We start from the raw sequence: 22,523 nt of genomic DNA on the forward strand, positions 1-22,523 counted from the left end.
GTAGCAGCACGGCCGCCGCCAGGCGCGGCGCGATTCCTCTTCCACTTCAATGCCGCCGATAGCCCATGGCCCGGCGGTTTTTTCGTGTGCGCCCGCGCCGGTCGCCTCGCCCCGGCTCCGAAAATGCGTGACGAATTGCCGGAAAGGGCGGTCCGGCTGCCGGATCCGTGCACGAGCCCCCGGAGGCCGGTTGCTACAACTGTGCTCGTGGGGCCGGCGCCAGATTCTGCAAAATTAAATGTGACGTACATCACACAAATGTTTGCATTGTGTTATCCTCGTCACAGTTTTGCGCACCTGACCAACAGGGTCCAGGGATGGTTGTAGTCGCCACGGAGCCGGCAGACACGCATTCGTACGCGTCTCCGGGTCCGGGAGAACCATCCCCGGCAACCCACTGAACAGCGGCTCCCTGCGGGGCCGATGACGGGGAAAAAACCAACATGTGGCAGTCGACGACGTCGCGCATCAGCGCGGGCGGTGAATCCGTTCATCCTGAAAAAAGTGCACACCCCGGCCGGGCCGGACGATGGCTGGCCGCTGGCCTGCTGTTGCTGCTCTCGGTGCTGCTGCCATCGTCGGCCTGGGCTGCGGCCTACGCGACCGGCGGCACCAGCCCCTACCGCAACACGGTGCTGTGGCTGACCTGGGGCGGCGGCTCGGCGCTGGGCACGCATGGGGTGACGCTGAACAATGGCGATACCTCGTCGATCTCCATGCCCGTTGCCTCCGGCATCGACCTCAACGTCAGCTGCAGCCTGGCCAACATCAGCGGTGGTGGCATCCTGCAGAGCTACCGTCCCGGCAACTTCAGCGGCGACAGCCTGGATGACCTGTACAACGTCGGGGGCGCTGGCGGTACCAACCAGCTGATCGCGGGCATCTCGCGCAGCACCGGCACATCCTCTTTCGAAATCAACTGCGTCTCGACGCTGGGCGGCGCGCCCTATCGTCTGCGCGGCGTGGTGATGGCCGACGCCGAGTCGATCAACAACAGCGGCGAGTTCGTCGAAGCCAGTGCACTGGGCACCTGGAACGTGGTGGAGATGCGCAAGAACCTCGGCGCAGGTGCCTACAACGTGACCAAGTCCAGCAGCGGCGGCAACAGCGTGATCCGCTTCGGGCCCGGCAACGACAACAACACCGCTGCGGTCACCTTTCTCAATTTCGACAATGCCGCGCATGCGCCGGGCAACCTCGCGGTAAACATGGGCTTCTCGATGCGCGGCGGCGGCACCACCGCCATCGCCATCGGCCTGCTGGTGCCCTACGCCGACTTCGGCGATGCGCCGCAGAGCTATGGCGACGCCATGCACGTGGTGGACGATCTGCAGTTCCGCCCGGATGGCCTGCCGGTCAATGCCACCCCCACCAACATCAACACCGCCGGCTATACACCGGGCGGCCTGGCACCGCCGCTGACCGACTTCCTCGGCACCGTGGGCCCGGATACCGAGCAGAAGAGCAGCTACAGCGCCGATGCGAAGGGTGACGACAACTTCCCCGCGGGCAATCCCAACGAAGAGAACGCCTGGCCGGCGAGCTACGTGCTGACGGTGATGCAGGCCGGTACCCAGATCAGCCAACCGGTGGCGTGCGTGGGCAACGGCAGCGTGGCCGGCTGGATCGACTTCAACCGCAACGGCACCTTCGACCCGGGCGAGCGCAGCAACATCGCTGCCTGTAGTGGCGGCGGGGCCAATCTGAGCTGGACCGTCCCCGCGCAGGTAAGCGCCGGTACCAGTTACGTGCGCCTGCGCTATGCGACCAATGCGGCGCAGATCCAGCAACCGACCGGCGTGGCCGATGACGGTGAAGTGGAAGACCATCTGATCACCATCACCGCACCCGCGCTGAAGGTGGTGAAGGGCAACAATGCCACCGGCGGCATCTGGAACTACGGCCAGACCGGTACCCAGTACACGCTGACGATCAGCAACACCACCAGCGTGCCGACCGGCAATCCGCCGAACGTGCCGGCGGGTGTGATCACCGTGCGCGACCAGTTGCCGGCGGGTATCGTGCCGAACTGGACCGGAACCCTCAGCAGCGGCAGCTGGAGCTGTACGGCGAGCGGCCAGGCGGTGACCTGCACCAGCAGCCAGGTGCTGTCGGCAGCCGGCACCGCGGGTGACAGCAGCAGCTTCACCCTGCCGGTGATCGTGTCCCCATCGGCAAGCGGCCTGCTGCGCAACCACGCCAGCGTTGGTGGCGGCTACGATCCGTTCAATGGTGGCAATCCGCCTGCACCGGGCGAGGCGTGCACCGACGCCAACCACTGCACCCGCAGCGATGTGACCGTGCCGGTCACCCGGGTGAGCTATGCGAAACGCTCCAACACCACCGGACCGGTGACGGTCGGAGCGACGGTGAGCTACACGGTCGATGTCACCATTGCCGACGGCAACAGCCGCGACGTGCTGACCCTGACCGATACCCTTGGCACCGGCCTGGACTTCGCCAGCGTGACCAATGCCGGCGCCTTCACCTGCAATGCTGCCAATCCGTTGGTGTGCACGCTGCCAGCGGGCACCGTACCGGGCACCTACAGCCTGACCTACGCGGCCACCGTCAACGCACAGGCCAGTGGCCAGGTGGTCAATACGGTGGTGGGTACCGGCACCGACACTCCCACCTGCAGCAGCAACTGCACCACCACGACGCCGGTGGCGGCGCCGCGCATCTCGGTATCCAAGGCCAGCGGTACGGCCGGCCCGGTCGCGGTGGGCGACAGCGTTGCCTACACGGTGAGCGTGGTCGTGGCCGATGCGCGCACCACCGCTGTGACCACGCTGACCGACACCCTGGGCACCGGCCTGGACTTCGGCAGCTTGACCAATGCCGGCGGCTTCAGCTGCGTGCCCGGCAATCCGCTGGTGTGCACGCTGCCAGCCGGCACCGTGCCAGGAACCTACGCGTTCTCGTATACCGGCATCGTCAATGCACAAGCTGTTGGCCAGGTGCGCAATGCCGTTGTGCCGAGCGGTCCCGACAATCCGTCGTGTGTCGGCAGCTGTGATACCACCACGCCACTGGCCAGCCCGCAGGTGAGCTACGCCAAGCAGGCGTCCACCGGTGGACCGGTGCGGGTGGGCGACAGCATCGGCTATACGCTCAGCGTGACCGTTGCCCGTTCGCGCACCACCGATGTGGTCACCCTCACCGATACGCTGGGCAGCGGCCTGGATTTCAGCAGCGTGACCAGCGCCGGCATCTTTACCTGCAATGCGGCCAACCCGCTGGTGTGCACGCTGCCCGCCGGGACGGTGCCGGGCACCTACAGCCTGAGCTACACCGCCACCGTGAATGCGCAGGCCAGTGGCACGGTACGCAATGCCGTGCTCGGCACCGGCACCGACACGCCTTCGTGCACGACCAACTGCGATACCACTACGCCGGTGGCGACGCCGGGCGTGAGCTACGCCAAGTCGGTGAACAGCGCCGGCCCCGTGTCGGTGGGTGACAGCCTGACCTACACCTTGACCACGGTGGTGACCAACTCGCGCACCACCGACGTGGTGACGTTGACCGATACGCTGGGCAGCGGCCTGGATTTCGGCAGCGTGACCAGCGCTGGTGCCTACACCTGCAATGCGGCCAACCCGCTGGTGTGCACGCTGCCGGCCGCTACCGCACCGGGCAGCTACAGCCTGTCGTACACCGCAGTGGTCAACGCCCAGGCCACCGGCCAGGTGACCAATGCGGTGCTGGGCAGCGGCGGTGACAACCCGAACTGCACGGTCAACTGCGATACCACCACGCCGGTGGCAGGCAGCCAGATCGACTACCGCAAGACCTCGGCCGCCGCCGGCCCGGTCAAGGTGGGCGACAGCATCGCCTACACCCTGACCGCGGTGGTCAGCCGCTCGCGCACCACTGCTGTGTTCAGCCTGACCGACACCATGGGGCAGGGCCTGGACTTCGGTTCGGTCACCGCCACCACGGGCTTCACCTGCAACGCCGCCAATCCGTTGGTGTGCACGTTGCCGGCCGCCACCGCACCGGGGACCTACACGGTCAACTACACCGCGACGGTGAATGCACAGGCCAAGGGCAGCGTCAGCAACGCCGTGCTTGGCAGCGGCACCGGTACCAATACCTGCACCACCGATTGCACCACCACCACCCCGGTGCTGGCGGCGACGGTCACCTACCGCAAGTCCTCCAGCACCGCATCGCCGGTCAACATGGGGGATGCGGTGGACTACAGCGTCGAAGTGGTGGTCGCCAACTCGCAGACCACCGATGTGCTCACCCTCACCGATACCCTGGGCACAGGCCTGGACCTGCAGGCGGTGACCCAGCCGGGCGCCTTCACCTGCAACGCCAGCAATCCGCTGGTATGCACGCTGCCGGCAGGTACCGCACCCGGTACCTACACGCTGGGCTACCGCGCGCAGGTCAATGCGCAGGCCAGTGGCAGCGTCCGCAACGCGGTGCTGGGCCGTGGCGGCGACACCCCGAGCTGCACGGGTACCTGCAGTACCGAGCACGTGCTGGCCGAGCCGCGCGTGGTGCTGGAAAAGCTGTCCGGCCCCGCCAGTGGCAGTGAAGTGCGCCCGGGTGACCGGCTGCGCTACACCCTGCGGGCCACGGTCGAGCGCGCGTCGCTGCGGCAGCCGCTGCAGCTGCTGGATACGCCCGATGCTGGCCTGAGCGTGGACACGCTGCCGGCAGGCTGCGTGCAGCAGGGCACCGACATCGTCTGCACGCTGCCGACCGGTACGCCGGTGGGACAGCATGAATTCGTCTACCAGGCCATCGTCAACCAGGAAGCACGCACGGAAGTGCTCAACCGCCTGCGCGGCCAGTACCCGGATGGCTCGCCGCCGCCGGAGTGCACCACCTGCGAAACGCGGCACAAGGTGATCTCGGACTTCGCGCTGCGCATCACCAAGACCGCCAACCCGCGCCTGGTGAAGGTCGGCGACCTGGTGCGCTACCAGCTGGTGGTCGAGAACGTCGGCAGCAGTCATTGGCGCGACGGCGTGGTGGTCGATACACCGCCGCCGGGCTTCAGCTATGTGGATGGCTCGATGCGCGTGGCCGACGACGACGGCGCGTTCTCGCTGGGCGGCAGCCAGACCCCGCTGCGCATCGGCGCGGTCGACATTGCCGTGGGCCGCAGTGCCACCATCACCTACCTGTTGCGTGTGGGTGCGGGCGTGCGCGCCGGCAACCACATCAACCAGGCCGTGGCCACTGCCGACGACGGCGCCCCGCTGTCGAACGTGGCGACCGCTGAAGTGCGCATGGATGCCGATCCGCTGCTGGAAGACAGCCTGGTATTCGGCACCGTGTTCGATGATCGCGATGGCGACGGCTGGCAGGACAGTGCCGAACTGACGGGCGTGCGCGTGCAGGGTGGTTTCGCACCGGCTGCCTACGTGCCGGGTTCGACCACGCTGGATCGTGGCGATGGCCCGCAGCCGTTGGCCGATGCCAGCGCGCCGTTGCTGCATGGCGTGCAGGTGGGCGTGGTGCATGGGCTTGCGTCCACCTCGGACACGGTCGAGAGCCACCAGGTGGTGATCCGCCAGCGCCTGCGCGAACTGGCCTTCACCGATGATTTCGTGCTGGAAAGCGCACAGGGCCATCGCCTGCAGCTGGATGCGCAGGGCGTTGCAACCGTGCAGCGCAGTGGCGAGGCGGCGAAGGGCCTGACCGCGGCCGAGCCGGTCGTGCATCGTGAGATCGCGCGGGTGGCCGAGGGCTATGAAGTGGCCTACGTGATCCGCAACCACGGTATCCAGGAACAGGGCATTCCCGGCGTGCGCCTGGCCACGGTGGAGGGCCTGCTGATCGAAACCGATCCGTTCGGTCGTTACCACCTGGCCGATGTGCACGGCGGTGATGCACGGCTGGGCCGCAACTTCATCGTCAAGCTGGATCCGGCCACGGTACCGGGTGGTTCCGAGCTGACCACCGAAAATCCGTTGCTGCGTCGGGTCACCCAGGGCGTGCCGACCCGCTTCAGCTTCGGCGTGCGCCTGCCGCCGTCGCCGCAGGCGGCCGCCGAGCGCGCCGAGCTGGCATTGGGGGAGGTGTTGTTCGCCCCGGGCAGCAGCGAACTGCGCGCCAGCTATCGCCCGGTGCTGGCGAAGATGGCCGAGGTGGTTGACCGTTACCAGGGCGGTGACGTGGTGATTGCCGCCAACGGCGAAAGCCAGGCATTGGCCTTCGCCCGTGCGGTGGCCGTGCGTGATGCGCTGCAGGCCGAAGTGGCTGAGGGTTCGCGCGCTGGCCTGACGGTGCAGTTGCGTACCGATGTGCGCGATCCGCACTCGCTGGTTGCTGGCGTTGATGCCGGTGGCGCGTTGCTCGGCAACGTGCTGTTCGACACCGACAAGGCGGTGATCCGCGAGGAATTCAAGCCGCTGCTGGCTGCGATCGCCGCGCGCCTGGAGCAGATGGGAGGCGGCCAGGTCAGCCTGGTCGGCCATACCGATGTACGTGGCAGCCATGTCTACAACCAGGCGTTGGGCCTGCGCCGTGCCAATGCCGTGTTCGAAGCGCTGCGCGTGCAGCTCAGCCCCGCCGTGCAGCAGCGTCTGCGCGTGCGCAACGAGGAGACCGCCGCCACCCGCGCGGCGGCCCGCCAACAGGAGGCCCGCCGATGAGCGCCCATCACTCTGTCGTCCGGCGTCCCGCCCGCCTGCACCGCGCTGCGTTGTACCAGGCGCTGCTGTTGGGCCTGGCAGCAACCGCGCAGGCGGCGCCACCGCCGGCCAACGCCGCGTCCAGCGACGCCGCGCCGATCCACTGCGAGAGCAACCAGTGCAGCGCCGACGGCGACCTGCTGTTCACCCTGCGTTCGCGCAGCTTCGATGAGCCGGTGACCGAAGGTACGTCGACGCGTTCGTCGTCGCAGATACTGCAGCCGGACCGCCGCGTCAGCGTCGCGCTGGACGAGCCGGGCAAGGCGACCGTGCGCGGTGAGTTCATGATCCGCCTGCCGGAAGGCGGCGCGATCTGGGCCACCGAAGACCCTGCGATGGGCCAGCCCGAGCTGTCGATCTCGGCGCCGGGCCTGGTGGCGTTCGACCAGGGCCGCATCGTGCGGCCGGTCGAATTCTTCGTGCGAGGCAACTACACCGCGTTCATCAAACGCCTGGAAGTGAGCATCTACCGCGGCAGCGACAGCGACCGGGTCGCGCCCCTGGCGACCTTTGAACTGCCCGTGGCTGCGGTCGGGCAGGGCAGTTGGGACGGTACGCTGCCGGCGTCCACGCCGCTGCGTCGTGGCGATCGCCTGGTCTATGTGCTGCGCGCGTACGATGCCGAAGGCAATGTCGATGAGACCTCGGCGCAGTCCATGCAGCTGGTGACGCTGGCCGAAGTGGAGCGTGGCAACCAGCAGCTGCGTGACGCCCTGGAAGATCGCCGCGGTACTTCCGTGGATGCCAACCAGGCCGCTTCGTTGTCGCTGCTGGAGCAGGTGTTCGACAGCAACGGCCTGCGTCAGCAGAACATCCCGGTGTACGGGTCGCGCGTGCGCCTGCGGGGTCGTGACCTGCCGCTTGGCGCGGCACTGAAGATCAACGGCGAAAGCTATCCGCTGGACCAGGACCGCAAATTCGCCGCCGAATACCTGATGCCGATCGGTCATCACGCGTTCGATGTGCGGGTCGAGCGACCCGACGCCCCGGCGATCGCGCGTACGCTGGAGGTGGATGTCAGCGGCCGCTATCTGTTCGGTGTCGGCCTGGCCGATGTCACGGTGTACCAGAACAAGGCCAGTGGTGCGGGCCGCGATGTTGCCCGTGGCGAGCGCGATGACGACGTGCTCAGTGACGGGCGCCTGGCGTTCTATCTGAAGGCCAAGACGCGCGGCCGCTATCTGCTGACTGCACAGGCCGATACGCAGAACCGGCCGTTGGACGAACTGTTCACCGGCTTCACCACCGCCGATCCGCAGGACCTGTTCCGCAGCCTGGACCCGGACCTGTATTACCCCACCTATGGCGACGATTCGCTGACCCAGCGTGACGTCGACAGCATGGGCCGCTTCTACCTGCGCATGGACTGGGACAAGAACCAGGCACTGTGGGGCAACTACAACACCGGCCTGAGCGGTACCGAATACGCCCAGTACGTGCGTTCGCTGTACGGTGCGGCGCTGTCGTGGCGTTCGCGCGGCGCCAATGCCTGGGGCGATGCGCAGACCGAACTGCGCCTGTTCGGCTCGCAGGCCGAGACCGCGCCGGGCCACAGCGAGTTCATCGGCACCGGCGGCAGCCTGTACTACCTGCGCCACGCCAGCATCCTGCGCGGCTCGGACCAGGTGGTACTGGAGATCCGTGACCGCACCACCGGCCGTGTCGAGCAGCGGGTGTCGCTGGTGCGCGGTGCCGACTACGAGATCGACGCGCTGCAGGGCCGCATCCTGCTGACCCGGCCGCTGGCCCAGGTCAGCCGCGAGAACCTGCGCCGGATCAGCCGCGACGTGCCGCTGGACGGCTACGAGCAGCGCCTGATCGTCGATTACGAATGGGTACCGACCGGCTTCGACAATGACGACATCACCGCCGGCGTACGTGGCAAGCACTGGTTCGGTGATCACGTGGCGGTGGGCGCCACCTATGTGGACGAACAGCGCGCCGGGCAGGACTATTCGCTGCGCGGTGCGGACCTGACCCTGCAGGCTGGGCGTGGCACCTACCTGAAGGTCGAACACAGCCGCAGCGAGGCGACCAGTGCGCCGGTGTTCTTCTCCGACAACGGTGGCCTGAGCTTCACCCGGCTCAACCCCGAAGGGCCGCGCGAAGGCGAGGCGACCGCGGTGGAGGCCCGGGTGAACCTGCGCGAGCTGGGTTGGACCCAGCGCGACTGGAGTGCCGGTGCCTGGTGGCGGCAGGTCGACGGTGGTTACTCGGTGGGCCGCTTCGACACCGGCCAGCGCGTGCGTGAGCAGGGCGCCGAGCTGCTGGGCTACGTGACCGACGATTTCAGCCTGTACGCGCGTTACAGCGAAGCACGGCGCGGCAATGAATCGTTGATCCAGGCACAGGCCACTGCCGAATGGCGGATCGGTGACAACGACCGCGTGTCGGCCGAGCTGCGCCGGGTGCAGGAGGACCGCAGTATCGGCAGCAATGCCGGTGTGCTGGCGGCCGCGCGCTACACCCATCGCATCGGCACCGCGCTGGACCTCTACGGCGGTGGCCAGTTGACCGTCGATGACGATCATGGCCGTTACGCCGACAATGATGCGGTGGTCGCCGGGGGTACCTACACCTTCGCCAACCTGTCCACGATCGGTGCCGAGGTCAGTGATGGTGATCGTGGCAGTGCCGCGCAGGTCAATGCCGAGTACAAGCTGACCCCGCAGCACAGCTTCTATGGTGCGTTCACCCAGTCCACCGACCGCAGTGAGTACGACCCGCTGTTCAGTCCGAACGCGCAGGATGGCTGGACGCTGGGCCAGCGCTGGCGCCTGTCCGACCAGGTCAACGTGTTCAATGAGAGCCAGTTCCTGAAATCCGGCCAGGAATCGGGCCTGGCGAACACCTTCGGCATGGATTTCTATCCGGCAGTGGGCTGGAACGCGGGCTTCACCCTCAGCGATGGCAAGCTGGATGCGAGCAGTGGCCAGGTCGACCGCAAGGCCGTCAGCCTGTCCGGCGGCCGTACGTCGCCGGGTACCGAGTGGCAGAGCAAGCTGGAGTGGCGTCGCGACACCGGTGCGGAGCGGCGCACGCAGTGGGTCAGCACCAACCGTCTCAGCCATCGTCTCAATGACAGCTGGCGGATCGCCGCGCGGTTCAACTACGCCGATACCGACGATGCGATCAACCCGGTGGCCGGTGCGCGCTTCATCGAAGGCAATCTCGGCTTCGCCTACCGTCCCTGGGACAATGACCGCTGGGCACTGTTCGGCCGCTACAGTTATCTGTACGACCTGTCGACGATGGGCCAGGTCAACGGCGTGGACTACGATCAGCGCACCCAGGTGCTGTCGCTGGAAGGCGTGTACCGCATCGACCAGCGCTGGGAAGTGGCGGCCAAGCTGGCCCGCCGCGAAGGCGAGGTGCGCTATGGCCGCGGCACCGGCCCGTGGTTCGATTCAGCGACGAACTTCGGCGCCGCGCAGCTGCGCTATGACCTGTACTACCAATGGCATGGCCTGCTGGAATACCGCCTGCTGGACGTGCGTGACGGCGGTCGCCGGCAGGGTTGGCTGGCGGGTGTGGACCGTGATGTCGGCCGCAACTTCCGGGTCGGCGTGGGCTACAACTTCACCGACTTCAGTGACGACCTGACCAAGTTCGACTACACCCACCGCGGCTGGTACCTGAACCTGGTGGGCCGTTATTGAGGACCGGGCCACGCCAGGCCATGCCTGGCGGGCCGGAGACGGTCGCTGCGAGTAGTGCCAGGCCATGCCTGGCAAAAAAGCAACGCTCGCTACCCGGTAGTGCCAGGCCATGCCTGGCAGAACAGCGGTCCCTCACTCCTGCTTGAGCAGCTCCACCAGCTGCCGCAACCGATACGGCTTGGGCAGGAATTCCACCTGCTCGGGCAGCGGCGGCAACTGCGAGCGCGCGTAGCCGGAGGACAGGATCATCCGTGCCTGCGGCTGGTCCCGCGCCACATGCTCGCTCAGCTCGATGCCGGACATGCCGTTGGGCATGCTGATGTCACTGAACACTACATCGAAACGCGTGCCGCCCTGCAGCAGGGCGACCGCTTCCTGCGCATCCGCGGTGGTCGCCACGTCGATGCCGAAGTCGCGCAGGGCCAGCCCGATCATCTCGCGCAGATCGGTCTGGTCCTCCACCATCAATACGCGGATCGGATCATCGGTCATGTGCGGGGTCCTCGGTAGCAGGGAGCAGCAGGCTGACCGTGGTGCCGACACCGGGCGTGGTGGACACATCAACGAAACCGCCGCTCTGGGTGGTGAATCCGAACACCTGGCTCAGGCCCAGACCGCTGCCCTTGCCGATGTCCTTGGTGGTGAAGAAGGGTTCGGTCGCGCGCTCGGCGATGTCCGGGGCCATGCCATGGCCCTCATCGCAGACGCTCAACGTCACATAGGTCCGTTGCCGTGATGTTTCGGCGTCGGGGTCCATGCGGTGTTCCAACGCGGTGGCGATCAGTACCCGACCGCCCCCCACCGTGGCGTCCGCAGCGTTGCCGACCAGATTGGCGAGCGCTGTCTGCAGCTGCACGGTGTCACTGAGTATCGCAGGCAGGCCGGCCGCCAGCGCGGTTTCCAGGGTGACGCCGGCAGGGCAGGTGGCCTGCAGGGCGGGCAGCCAGTCGTGGATACGCGCATTGATGTCCAGCGTTTCGCGGATCAGGGTCTGCCCGGTACTGAAGGCCAGCAGCTGCCGGGTCAACAGGGCACCCCGATCGCTGGCCGCCTGCGCGGTGGTGAGCAGGGCATTGGCACGCTCATCATCACCCATGCGTGCCGACAGCAGGTCCAGTGCATTGACGATGGTGGTCAGCAGGTTGTTGAACTCGTGGGCAAGGCCGCGGCTGAGCTGGCCGACCGTCTCGAACTGCTGGGTCTGGCGCAGCGCCCGCTGCGCGTCGCGCAGGAGCCGTTGCGCCTGCCACTGCTCGGTGATGTCGCGGGTGATCTTGACGAAGCCCACCAGCTCGCCGTTCTCGACCACCGACTCGATGACCACGCTGGCGCGGAACGGCGACCCGTCACGGCGCACCCGCCAACCTTCGGCGGCCTGGTGCCCGCTTTCCGCCGCCAGTCGCAGCAGCCGCTGCGGCTCGCCGGCATCGCGCTCGGCCGGCAGGTAGAAGCGCCCGAAGTGGGTGCCGATGACCTCTTCCGACCGATAGCCCTTGATGCGCTCGGCACCGGGATTCCAGCTGCAGACGATGCCGTCGGGATCGAGCAGGTACAGCGCATGATCGCGCACGCTGTCGATCAGCAATCGCAGCTGTCGGGAGGGGTCCGTCAACACGGACGGCGTCGAAGCGGCAGCGACCACGATGGAATGCGTATTACCTCTGTGAGGGACGAGAACGTAGGCAGTGGAGTGTGAAGAAGACGTGCACACAGCGCCCGTGCCATTGGTCGTATGCGGCTGAATGCGACACGGAGTAACATCACCCCCCTTTTCCAATGTGGAACCGACCTGCATGCGTCCTGGTGCGACTACGCGTGACCGCTGGATCTGGATGACCTCGGCGGTGCTGGTGGCGGCTACGGCCGCGCTGGAACTGGTGGTGCCGCTGGGCTATGCCGTATGGCTGGCCTATTTCATGGCCATCGGCGTCACTGTGTTCCAGCGCAGCGCCCGGGTGCCGTTCGTGGTGGCCGTCTGCGCCTGCGTGCTGCTGGCGGTGGGCTACAACGTGGCGCCGGCCAGCACCAACTCGTCCTTCTCGTTCGTCAACCGGACCATCGGCGGCGCCGCTTTCCTGATGATCGCACTCATCGCATCACGTGCCATCCAGGCGCGGCGCGAGGCGATGCGCGCGCTGTGGCTGCAGGAAGCGGAGAACGCAGTGGCGCTTGGCCTGCGGGGCGAGCTGGCGCCCGAGCAGATCGCCGAGGCGGCGGTGACGGCGCTGGCGACCCACCTGCGCGCGGATGTCGGAGCGCTCTATCGGCTGGAGGGAGGCCGCCTGCAGCTGACCGGGGGGCTGGCGTTGCCGACCGGCATCCCGGCCACGCTGGGCCTGCAGGAAGGGGTGGCAGGGCAGGTCGCCCGCGACCAGCTGGCGCGGCACCTGCAGGGCGGCGACGCGGCAACGTTGGAACTGCAGACGGGCCTGGGACGCGTGCCTGTGCGCGAGCGCATCCTCGCCCCGGTCAGCAGTGACGGCGCTGTGGTCGGTGTGATCGAGCTCGGCCGTTCGGTGGTGGGCGATCAGCGCGCGCTCGACGACGAGCTGCTGGAGCGCTGCGCCGAAACGATCGGCATGGCATTGCGCACCTCGATGCTGCGCGGACAATTGATGGTCCTGCTGGAGGAGTCGCAGCGCCAGGGCGAAGAGCTGCAGGCACAGCAGGAAGAACTGCGGGTGGCCAACGAGGAGCTGGAAGAGCAGAGCCGCAGCCTGATGCAGTCGCAGAGCCATCTCGAACAGCAGCAGGCCGAGCTTGAGCAGAGCAATGTGCAGCTGGAAGAGCGCACCCACGAGCTGGAGGCGCAGAAGCAGGCGCTGCTGGTCGCGCAGGGCCAGCTGGTCCGCAACAGCAACGAACTGGCCGCCACCTCGCGCTACAAGTCCGAGTTCCTGGCCAACATGTCGCATGAACTGCGCACGCCGCTGAACAGTTCGCTGATCCTGGCCAAGCTGCTGGCCGACAACAAGGACGGCACGCTCAGCGACGAGCAGGTCAAGTACGCCCGCGCCATCCTGTCGTCCAACAACGACCTGCTGGCGCTGATCAACGACATCCTCGATCTGTCGCGCATCGAAGCGGGGCATGTTGAACTGGCCGACGAAGTGATCGTGGTCGACAGCGTGTTGCAGCGGCTGCGCGAAACCTTCGAGCCGATGGCGCGGCAGAAGGGCCTGGCGCTGCAGATCGAGGCCGATGGCCTGGCCCCCAGCCAGCTGGTGGCCGACAACCAGCGCCTGCAGCAGATCCTGAAGAACCTGCTGGCCAATGCACTGAAGTTCACCGAGCACGGCAAGGTCAGCCTGCAGGTGCGCAACGGCGGCAATGGCAGGATCCGCTTCGAGGTCTCCGACAGCGGTATCGGCATCGCACGCGACCAGCTGCAGCTGATCTTCGAGGCCTTCCGCCAGGCCGATGGCAGCACCCGCCGCCGTTACGGTGGCACCGGCCTGGGCCTGTCGATCTCGCGCGACCTTGCGGTACGCATGGGGGGTGATATCCAGGTGGACAGCGAGCCAGGCCGTGGCAGCTGCTTCATTCTCGAGCTGCCCCTGCAGGGCGCGCCGATGTCCGAGGCCGGCGGAGACACCGCAGTCGCAGCGCCCGTACAGCAGGCCCCCGCCGCGACAGCGGCCCCTGCGCCTGTTGCCCAGCGGCCCAGTGCCGCGCCGGCCGCCCCGGTGGCCGATGACCGTGGCCGGCGTCGCCACGCCGGGCGACTGATCCTGGCCGTGGAAGATGATGCGGTCTTCGCCGAAGCCCTGGTGACGCTGGCGCACGAGCTCGATTTCGACTGCGTGGTAGCCACGACCGCCGAAGAAGCGCTGGCGCTGGCGGCGGACCTGCGTCCGAACGGCATCCTGCTGGACATCGGCCTGCCCGACGTCTCCGGCCTGACCGTGCTCGAACGGCTCAAGCGCAACCCCGACACCCGGCACATTCCGGTGCACGTGGTCTCGGGCATGGACCGCAGCCAGGTGGCACGCGAGCTGGGCGCGATCGGTTTCGCGATCAAGCCGACCACGCGTGAACGGTTGGTGGCGGCCATCGAGCAGCTTGAACAGACCAGCCAGCGCGACGTACGGCGCCTGCTGATCGTGGAGGACGACAACGATCTGCGCCGCAACCTGGAACTGCTGCTGGGCCGCGATCAGCTGCAGATCGCCGCAGTCGGTACGCTTGCCGCGGCGGTGGAACAGCTGAGCACGGTCACCTTCGACTGCATGGTGATGGACCTGTCGCTGCCCGACGGCAGTGGCTATGACCTGCTTGAGCATATGGCCGGCAACGATGACGTCGGCTTCCCGCCGGTCATCGTCTACACCGGCCGTGCCCTCAGCCGCGAGGAAGAACAGCGCCTGCGCCGCTACTCCAAGAGCATCATCATCAAGGGCGCGCGTTCGCCCGAGCGCCTGCTCGACGAGGTGACACTGTTCCTGCACAGCGTGGAGGCCAACCTGCCCAGCGACCAGCAGCGCCTGCTGCGCGAAGCGCGCCGCCGCGACACCGTGCTCGACGGACGCACCGTGCTGCTGGCCGAGGACGATGTGCGCAACATCTTCGCCTTGTCCAGCGTGCTCGAGCCGCTGGGGGTAACGCTGGAGATCGCCCGCAACGGCCAGGAGGCCGTTGATCGGCTGGCCCAGCGCGAGGTGGACCTGGTGCTGATGGACATCATGATGCCGGAGAAGGATGGCCTGCAGGCCATGCGCGAGATCCGCGCGCAACGCCACCTGCAGGACCTGCCGATCATCGCGCTGACCGCCAAGGCCATGCCTGACGACCGTGAGCGCTGCCTGCAGGCCGGTGCCAACGACTACATCGCCAAGCCCATCGACGTGGACAAGCTGGTATCGCTGTGCCGGGTCTGGTGCTCGCGGCAATGAACGAGCAGGCGCTGTTCGACCTGGAGCTGAAGGTCCTGCTGGAAGCGCTGTACCAGCGCTACCACTACGACTTCCGCAGTTATGCGGTGTCCTCGCTGCGCCGTCGCGTCAGCCAGGCCATGCAGCGCTATGAGTGCGAGCGCCTGTCGGATCTGCAGCATCGGCTGCTGCACGAGCCGGAGCTGTTCGCCCAGGCCATGCAGTTCTTCACCGTGCAGGTCTCGGAGATGTTCCGTGACCCGGAGTATTTCCGGCAGATGCGCGAACAGGTGGTGCCGGTGCTGCGCACCTACCCCTCGGTGAAGCTGTGGGTGGCTGGCTGCAGTACCGGCGAGGAAGTGTGGTCGCTGGCAATCCTGCTGCATGAAGAAGGCCTGCTTGAGCGCAGCATCGTCTACGCCACCGATATCAACCCTGCGGCATTGGCCACGGCCGAGGCCGGCGCCTACGGCATCGACCGCCTGGCCCAGTTCAGCCGGAACTACCTTGCCGCCGGCGGCACCGCGTCACTGTCGGACTATTACACCACTGCCTACGACGGCGCGGTCTTCGACCGCCAGCTGCGCCGCAACGTGGTGTTCGCCGACCACAGCCTGGCCACCGACACGGTGTTTTCGGAAGTGCACCTGGTGTCCTGCCGCAATGTGCTGATCTATTTCAACCGCGACCTGCAGGATCGGGCGGTGGGCCTGTTCCGCGAGGCCTTGGTGCACCGTGGCTTCCTCGGCCTGGGCAGCAAGGAGTCGCTGCAGTTCGGTCGTCATCACGATGCGTTCGAAGCCTGTTCGCGGGAGCACCGCCTGTACCGGAAGGTGGCCTGATGGTGCCGGTCCCGCGCCCTGCAGTGGTGGTGATCGGCGCATCGGCCGGTGGCGTGGCCGCCCTGCAGATCGTGCTTGGCGCGTTGCCGGCCAGCCTGCCGGTGCCGGTACTGGTAGTGCTGCACCTGCCGCGCGACCGTTCCAGCCGCATCGCCGATGTGCTGGCGCCGTACTGCACGTTGACCCTGCGCGAAGCAGAGGACAAGCAGCCGCTGCAGGCGGGAACGGTAACGTTCGCGCCGCCGGACTACCACCTGCTGGTGGAGGACGCGCAGGCCATCGCCCTGTCGATGGACGAACCGGTGCTGTTCTCGCGGCCGGCTATCGATCCGCTGTTCGAATCGGCCGCCGTCGTGTTCGGCACGCGCGTGCTGGCGCTCCTGCTGACCGGTGCCAGCAGCGATGGCACTGATGGCGTGGCTGCAGTGCGCGCCGCGGGTGGCCAGGCCTGGCTGCAATGCCCCGAGGAGGCCGAGGCATCGCTGATGCCGGCCTCCGCCCTGCAGCACGCCGGCGCCGACGCCGTGCTGTCCCTTGAACTGATGTGTCGTCGCCTGAAGGAGTTGTTTGCATGAACCTGTTGCCACCGGACCCTGCCCAGTCGCAGGCCCCGGTCAACCTGCTGATCGTCGACGACGTGCCGCAGAACCTGGTGGCGATGGAGGCGCTGCTGCGCCGCGAGGGCGTCAACCTGCTGCTGGCCGATTCCGGTGCGCAGGCGCTGGAACTGCTGCTGGAGCACGAGGTGGCGCTGGCGCTGCTGGACGTGCACATGCCGGAGATCGACGGTTTCATGCTGGCCGAGCTGATGCGCGGCTCGCAGCGCAGCCGCGATGTACCGATCATCTTCCTGACCGCCTCGCCGGATGATCCGCTGCGGGTGTTCAAGGGCTACGAGACCGGCGCAGTGGATTTCCTGCACAAGCCGGTAGCGCCGCAGGTGATCCTCAGCAAGGTCAACGTGTTCATCGAGCTCTACCAGCAGCGCCAGCTGCTGAAGGCGCGCAACGAGGCGCTGGAGCGCGCGCTGAAGCTCAACGAGACCATGGCGGCGGTGCTGACCCACGACCTGCGCACGCCGCTGTCGGCGATCCTGCTGTGCGCCGACAAGCTGTCGCTGGAACTGCCGGCCGACAACACCGGTGCGCAGCAGACGCTGAGCTATCTGGAAGCCAGCACGCTGCGGATGGCGCGCATGGTCGAGCAGCTGCTGGACTTCTCGCGGATCCGCAGTGGTGGCCTGCGCCTGCAGAGCGGTGCCTGCGACCTGGCCGAGGTCACGCGTGCGGTGCTGGTGGAAGCCGGTGCCGGTCATCGAGCCGACCGCATCGCGCTGGATGTCCGGGGTGATTCGACCCTGCAGGGCGACATGGATCGCCTGGGCCAGATCATCGCCAACCTGGTCGGCAACGCACTCACCCATGGTGCCGACGCGGCGGTGCAGGTGCAGGTCGATGGCGGCGATGCTCGCGTGGTCGCGCTGCGGGTAAGCAATGCAGGCCATGTCGATGAGGCGTTGTTGCCACGATTGTTCGAACCCTTCAAGGCAAGCTTCCACCAGAGCAACGGGCTTGGGCTGGGCCTGTACATCGTTGACCAGTTCGTGCGTGCCCATGGCGGGCAGTTGAGCGCGCGCAACGACGCCGGGCAGGTGGTGTTCGAGGCGTTGCTGCCGCGTCGCAGCGATGGGCGCAGCGTGGTCGTTTCCTGAATTCTTCAGCTGGCGCGTGAGCGTACTGAGACGAATTCGTCCGCAACTGCTACCGTGGCACCACTCTTGCAAAGGAAGCTCCATGCCACTGCGTGCCATCGCCTATGTCAGCCAGGCCAAACCGGATCTGTCCGCCGAGCGTCTGCAGACCCTGGTCGAGGATGCGGCGCGCTTCAACAAGATGGCAGGGGTGACCGGGGTGCTGCTGCATGACGGCGATCGCTTCCTGCAGTACATCGAAGGCCCGCCCGATGGCATCGATTCGGTGTACGAGCGCATCCTGCAGGCTGGCAGCCATGTCGACATCGTCGAGCTCGCGCGCGGCCGGGTTGGCCAGCGCCAGTTTCCCTATTGGGGGATGCGCGCGTTGCCGGTCGACGCTGCGCTGCTGCGCCAGCTTTCGGCAGGCGACTGGTCGGGATTCGCGCGCACGGCGCGTGGCGACAGTGGGTTGCCGACTGCGGTGGACCTGTTGACCGAAGTCGTGCGGCCGGCCCTCAGCGCCGGCTGACCGCTAACGCTGCGGTGCGCAGTACGCCGCGTGCAGTGCCTGCAGCACCCCCAGCGCCGGACCGTCCAGCAGCCGATAGTGCAGTGTCTGTGCCTGTCGTCGCGTTGCCACCACTTCCAGAGTGCGCAGCACGGCCAGATGCTGTGACAGCGCCGATGCGCTCAGCCCAGTGACGGTCAGCAGTTCCTGCACCGGTGCTTCGCCTTCCACCAGACGGCACAACACCCGCAGGCGCGCCGGGTGGGCCAGCGATTTCAGCAGGGCGGCCGCCTGCGCGGCATGCGCGGCCATCGCGGCGCTGTCCGTGGTGATGCTGGGCATGGCTTGACCGGGTAGTTCAGGAAAGTCTAATTTAGAGAAATCTAAATTGAAGGGCAAGCCGATGCGCACGATGCAGAGGGGCAGGGCATGAACCTGCCATGGGCGGCAATTGCCGGCGGCGGCCTGATCGGTGCGTCGGCGGTGCTGCTGCTGGCCACGCTCGGTCGGGTGGCGGGCATCAGCGGCATCACCGCCGGCACCGTGGCCGCACCACGTGGTGATCGTGGCTGGCGCTGGGCGTTCCTGCTCGGACTGATGGTGGCGGCTGCAGCGGTGCTGAGCTGGCAGGCGGGCGCGGGGCAGCCAGCGCGCGCGTTGTTGCGTGACGCACTGCCGGCCTGGCAAGTGATCGGTGCCGGTTTGCTGGTCGGCTTCGGTACGCGGCTGGGCAATGGTTGCACCAGCGGCCACGGTGTCTGTGGCCTTGCCCGGGGTTCACGACGATCGCTGGTGGCGGTGTTGGTGTTCATGGCCTGCGCGATGCTCACCACGTTCCTGGTGCGCCACGGCGGAGGCCTGGCATGAGCCGCAGCTTGTGGGCCGCCTGTGCTGCTGGTGGCCTGTTCGGTGCCGGCCTCGCGCTGGCCGGCATGACCGACCCGCGTCGCGTGCTGGGCTTCCTCGATGTGGCTGGCGACTTCGATCCCACGCTTGCCTGGGTGCTGGCGTCGGCGCTGCTGGTCAGCGCACTGGGCCAGTTCTGGCTGCGGCGGCGGCAACGTCCATGCTGCGCCGAGCGCTTCCAGCTGCCGACGGCGCAGGCGGTCGACGGGCGGTTGCTGCTGGGCGCGGCAGTGTTCGGTATCGGCTGGGGCTGGGTCGGCTACTGCCCTGGGCCGGCGCTCGCCGCGTTCGCGGTGGGGGCGCGCGAAGCCCTGTGGTTCGTGCCCGCGATGGCAGCCGGTTTCTGGCTGCATGACCGCTGGCTGCGCTGAGGTTTCACGTTTGCCTCACCGGTGCGGGGTTCAGATCACTTTTCCCGGGGAACGGAGCACGACATGGCACGGATGAAATGGAAGGGCAGCGCGTTGTTGATGGCGGCACTGGCGACGGCGGCGATGCCGGCGCTGGCCTGCACACGCGCGGTGTATCTGGGCGACAACGGCGATGTCATCACCGCCCGCTCGATGGACTGGAAAGTGGACGTCGCCACCAATCTCTACGTATTGCCGCGTGGCATCGCGCGCACCGGAAAGGCCGGGCCGGGGTCGATCGCCTGGACTGCGCGCTACGGCAGCGTGGTGGCCACCGGCTATGACATCTCCACCACCGACGGCATGAACGAGAAGGGCCTGGTCGCCAATCTGCTGTGGCTGGTCGAGTCCGAGTATCCGGCCCAGCGCAGCGGCAAGCCTGGCCTGTCGATCTCGTTGTGGGCGCAGTACGTGCTGGATAATTTCGCGACGGTGGACGAGGCCGTGACCGCCCTGCAGCGCGAGCCGTATTCGATCGTCACCGACAAGGTGCCGGGCGAGGACCGCCAGGCGACGCTGCACCTGTCGCTGTCCGACGCCACGGGTGACAGCGCGATCGTTGAATACATCGGCGGGCGCCAGGTGATCCACCATGACCGCCGCTACCAGGTGATGACCAATTCGCCGGTCTTCGACCAGCAGCTGGCGTTGAACAGCTACTGGCAGCAGATCGGTGGCACGGTGATGCTGCCAGGCACCAACCGTTCGGCCGACCGCTTCGCGCGCGCCTCGTTCTATATCAATGCGATTCCGAAAGCGGAAGATCCGGTGGAGGCGCTGGCCAGTGTGTTCAGCGTTATCCGCAACGTTTCGGTGCCGTTCGGCATCACCACGCCGGGCGAGCCCAACATCTCGTCCACCCGCTGGCGCACGGTCGCCGACCACAAGCGGCGCCTGTACTTCTTCGAGTCGGCGCTGACCCCGAACACCTTCTGGGTGGATCTGAACAAGGTCGATTTCGGCGGCAAGGTGCTCAAGCTCGATCTCGGCCGCGACCAGCGCAATACGTTTGCCGGCGATGCACTGGGCCATTTCGTGCCCAGCGCACCGTTCACCTTCCTTGGCGTGGAGGGTTAACGCGAGGCTGTGCCGCCAGCGCCTGGCAACGTTGCGGGCCGGCAGCGGCGCGCGCACACTCGTTGAATGGGCGCGATCTTCCATCTACGGCACTACGGCCAGGCCACCGGCCTGGATCGCCACGACTACGCGCAGTGGGTGTTGCCCCTGCAGGGTGAGCTGCAGTTCGAGATGGAGGGCAGGGGCGGCCGTCTTGACCTGTTGCAGGGCGCCTTTGTAGCTGCCGGCGAGGCGCACGACCAGCTGGCCGATGGGCCCAACGGTTTCGTGATTGTCGACTGCGGGCCGGGCGTGCTTGATGACGCAACCCAGGAGCACCTGTGCCGGCAACGCTGGCTGCACCTGCCGTTGTCGCTGCGGCAGCGGCTTGCCCGGGTGCAGGCAGGGCAGCCGGTGCCGGCGCTGTTGCCGGACCTGCTGCACATGTTCGCCCCGGCCGGCAGCGGCGCACGCCTGCAGGGCCTGTGCGCCGCCGTCGAGGCGATGCCGGGGCAGGCGTGGTCGGTCGCGCGCATGGCCACCTTCGTCGGCATCAGCGAAAGCCGTCTGCATGCTGTGTTCCGGCGTGAGTTCGGGGTCAGCCCGCAGGCCTGGCTCAGTGCCAGCCGCCTGCGTTGGGCCAAGCACCAGTTGCGGGTCAGCCCGGCATCGATCAGCGATATCGCACTTGCCGCAGGGTATTCCGAGCAAAGTGCACTGACTCGTGCGTTGCGCCGCGAATGCGGGCAGACGCCGGCAGCATGGCGGCGGGCGGGCGGCCAGTAGCCTCGGTCAATACGGCGAACCCTCTGCCGCCTACACTTCGCGGCCTGTGCTCTCCCGCCAAGAACCCGCAATGCGCAACAACCCGATTGCTCTGGGCATCGTCAATGGCATCGCTGCCGGAGCGCTGTGGGGCGTGGTCTTCCTCGCCCCCGCCGTGCTGGACACCTTCAATGCACTGCAGCTTTCCGCCGGCCGCTATCTGGTCTATGGCCTGATCGCGGTGGCCCTGCTGCTGCCGCGCTGGAAGCGCTTGGCGCCGAAGCTCGGTCGCGCCGAATGGATCGGCCTGTTGTGGCTGAGCCTGGCCGGCAACCTGGTGTACTTCCTGCTGTTGGCCACGGCCGTGCAGTGGGCCGGTGGCGCCGCTGCTTCGTTGATTGTCGGCCTGATTCCGGTCGTGGTTACCCTGGTGGGCGTGCGCGAGCAGGGCGCGGTGCCGTTGAAGCCGCTGCTGCCGGCGCTGGGCCTGTGCATGCTCGGGGTGGCGATGGTCGGCTGGGAAGCGCTGATGTCCGAACACCTGGGCACTCCCTGGCGCCAGCGCCTGATCGGCCTGCTGTGCGCGTTCGGTGCGTTGTTCTCGTGGGCGCTGTACTCCATCGGCAACAGCCGCTGGTTGGCGCGACGGCCTGACCTCTCCAGCCACGACTGGTCGCTGTTGACCGGCGTCACCACCGGCGGTTTGTCACTGCTGCTGGTGCCGATGGCGTTCATCGGACACGGCGGGTCTCATACGGCCGCGCAGTGGAGTGGGTTCTGGACCATCAGCGCGGGCGTTGCGGTGGTCGCTTCGATCCTCGGCAATGCGTTCTGGAACCGGGCCAGTCGCCTGCTGCCGCTGACCCTCACCGGCCAGATGATCGTGTTCGAAACCCTGTTCGCGCTGCTGTATGCCTTCGCCTGGCAGCGACGTTGGCCAAGCCTGCTGGAACTGCTGGCGATCGTGCTGCTGGTCGGCGGCGTGCTGTTGTGCGCGCATGCGCACCGCACGCCACGCGCGATCACCGAACATGTCGGCTGAATCGGCGCATTGAAGCCGACGATCACCGGTTTGTCTCAATTGCAACCAAATAGCGGCACGTTGGCCGATGATCGCCGCAAGGAAATATTGCGGCGCAACACTTGACAGCGGC

15 protein-coding genes are annotated in these 22,523 nt (G+C 67.2%); 12 read left to right on the forward strand and 3 right to left on the reverse strand.

Annotated features, from left to right (window positions below; all coding sequences use genetic code 11):
• The first annotated feature begins 443 nt into the window (after positions 1-443).
• Entirely contained in the window at positions 444-6,620 is a 6,177-nt protein-coding gene (locus AC13GI_RS10425) for a CshA/CshB family fibrillar adhesin-related protein (protein WP_482996219.1), read from the forward strand.
• On the forward strand, positions 6,617-10,318 hold the full coding sequence (locus AC13GI_RS10430; protein WP_482996220.1) for a TonB-dependent receptor: 3,702 nt from the start codon (positions 6,617-6,619) through the stop codon (positions 10,316-10,318). The genes AC13GI_RS10425 and AC13GI_RS10430 overlap by 4 nt, the downstream gene beginning before the upstream one ends.
• Before the next feature lie 132 nt (positions 10,319-10,450).
• Here AC13GI_RS10430 and AC13GI_RS10435 read toward each other — a convergent pair whose 3' ends face one another.
• Entirely contained in the window at positions 10,451-10,810 is a 360-nt protein-coding gene (locus AC13GI_RS10435; RefSeq protein ID WP_353099819.1) for a response regulator, read from the reverse strand.
• Entirely contained in the window at positions 10,800-11,960 is a 1,161-nt protein-coding gene (locus AC13GI_RS10440) for a two-component system sensor histidine kinase NtrB (protein WP_406779683.1), read from the reverse strand. The genes AC13GI_RS10435 and AC13GI_RS10440 overlap by 11 nt, the downstream gene beginning before the upstream one ends.
• Positions 11,961-12,111: 151 nt before the next feature.
• Here AC13GI_RS10440 and AC13GI_RS10445 point away from each other — a divergent pair, with 151 nt between their 5' ends.
• The 5 genes from AC13GI_RS10445 to AC13GI_RS10465 all read left to right on the forward strand — a co-directional run bounded on the left by AC13GI_RS10445 (position 12,112) and on the right by AC13GI_RS10465 (position 18,253).
• Complete coding sequence (locus AC13GI_RS10445; RefSeq protein ID WP_346578675.1) at positions 12,112-15,210, forward strand: response regulator; 3,099 nt, start codon at positions 12,112-12,114, stop codon at positions 15,208-15,210.
• Positions 15,207-16,031: a CheR family methyltransferase gene (locus AC13GI_RS10450; protein WP_089240793.1), complete on the forward strand. Its 825-nt coding sequence runs from the start codon at positions 15,207-15,209 to the stop codon at positions 16,029-16,031. The genes AC13GI_RS10445 and AC13GI_RS10450 overlap by 4 nt, the downstream gene beginning before the upstream one ends.
• On the forward strand, positions 16,031-16,606 hold the full coding sequence (locus AC13GI_RS10455; RefSeq protein WP_482996221.1) for a chemotaxis protein CheB: 576 nt from the start codon (positions 16,031-16,033) through the stop codon (positions 16,604-16,606). Before AC13GI_RS10450 ends, AC13GI_RS10455 begins: the two co-directional genes overlap by 1 nt.
• Positions 16,603-17,742: a hybrid sensor histidine kinase/response regulator gene (locus AC13GI_RS10460; protein ID WP_482996222.1), complete on the forward strand. Its 1,140-nt coding sequence runs from the start codon at positions 16,603-16,605 to the stop codon at positions 17,740-17,742. The genes AC13GI_RS10455 and AC13GI_RS10460 overlap by 4 nt, the downstream gene beginning before the upstream one ends.
• 82 nt (positions 17,743-17,824) lie before the next feature.
• The gene (locus AC13GI_RS10465) at positions 17,825-18,253 is read left to right on the forward strand and encodes a BLUF domain-containing protein (protein ID WP_482996223.1); all 429 of its coding nucleotides are present in this window, start codon (positions 17,825-17,827) and stop codon (positions 18,251-18,253) included.
• A 3-nt stretch (positions 18,254-18,256) separates the two neighbouring features.
• Here the strand turns inward: AC13GI_RS10465 and AC13GI_RS10470 are convergent, their stop codons facing one another.
• Positions 18,257-18,574 carry an ArsR/SmtB family transcription factor gene (locus AC13GI_RS10470; protein WP_482996224.1) on the reverse strand — a complete coding sequence of 106 codons (318 nt, stop codon included), beginning with the start codon at positions 18,572-18,574 and terminating at the stop codon, positions 18,257-18,259.
• 87 nt (positions 18,575-18,661) lie between these two features.
• Here AC13GI_RS10470 and AC13GI_RS10475 point away from each other — a divergent pair, with 87 nt between their 5' ends.
• The 5 genes from AC13GI_RS10475 (at position 18,662) to AC13GI_RS10495 (ending at position 22,411) form a co-directional block, all read left to right on the forward strand.
• The gene (locus AC13GI_RS10475; protein WP_482996225.1) at positions 18,662-19,099 is read left to right on the forward strand and encodes a YeeE/YedE family protein; all 438 of its coding nucleotides are present in this window, start codon (positions 18,662-18,664) and stop codon (positions 19,097-19,099) included.
• Positions 19,096-19,509, forward strand: a complete 414-nt coding sequence (locus AC13GI_RS10480; protein ID WP_482996226.1) for a DUF6691 family protein — start codon at positions 19,096-19,098, stop codon at positions 19,507-19,509. The genes AC13GI_RS10475 and AC13GI_RS10480 overlap by 4 nt, the downstream gene beginning before the upstream one ends.
• A 63-nt stretch (positions 19,510-19,572) precedes the next feature.
• The gene (locus AC13GI_RS10485) at positions 19,573-20,625 is read left to right on the forward strand and encodes a linear amide C-N hydrolase (protein ID WP_482996227.1); all 1,053 of its coding nucleotides are present in this window, start codon (positions 19,573-19,575) and stop codon (positions 20,623-20,625) included.
• 66 nt (positions 20,626-20,691) lie between these two features.
• Positions 20,692-21,390, forward strand: a complete 699-nt coding sequence (locus tag AC13GI_RS10490; protein WP_482996228.1) for a helix-turn-helix domain-containing protein — start codon at positions 20,692-20,694, stop codon at positions 21,388-21,390.
• Positions 21,391-21,460: 70 nt separating this feature from the next.
• Positions 21,461-22,411, forward strand: a complete 951-nt coding sequence (locus AC13GI_RS10495; RefSeq protein ID WP_482996229.1) for a DMT family transporter — start codon at positions 21,461-21,463, stop codon at positions 22,409-22,411.
• Positions 22,412-22,523: the final 112 nt, after the last annotated feature.

It is taken from the genome of Stenotrophomonas sp. 82F1 (genome assembly GCF_056861525.1).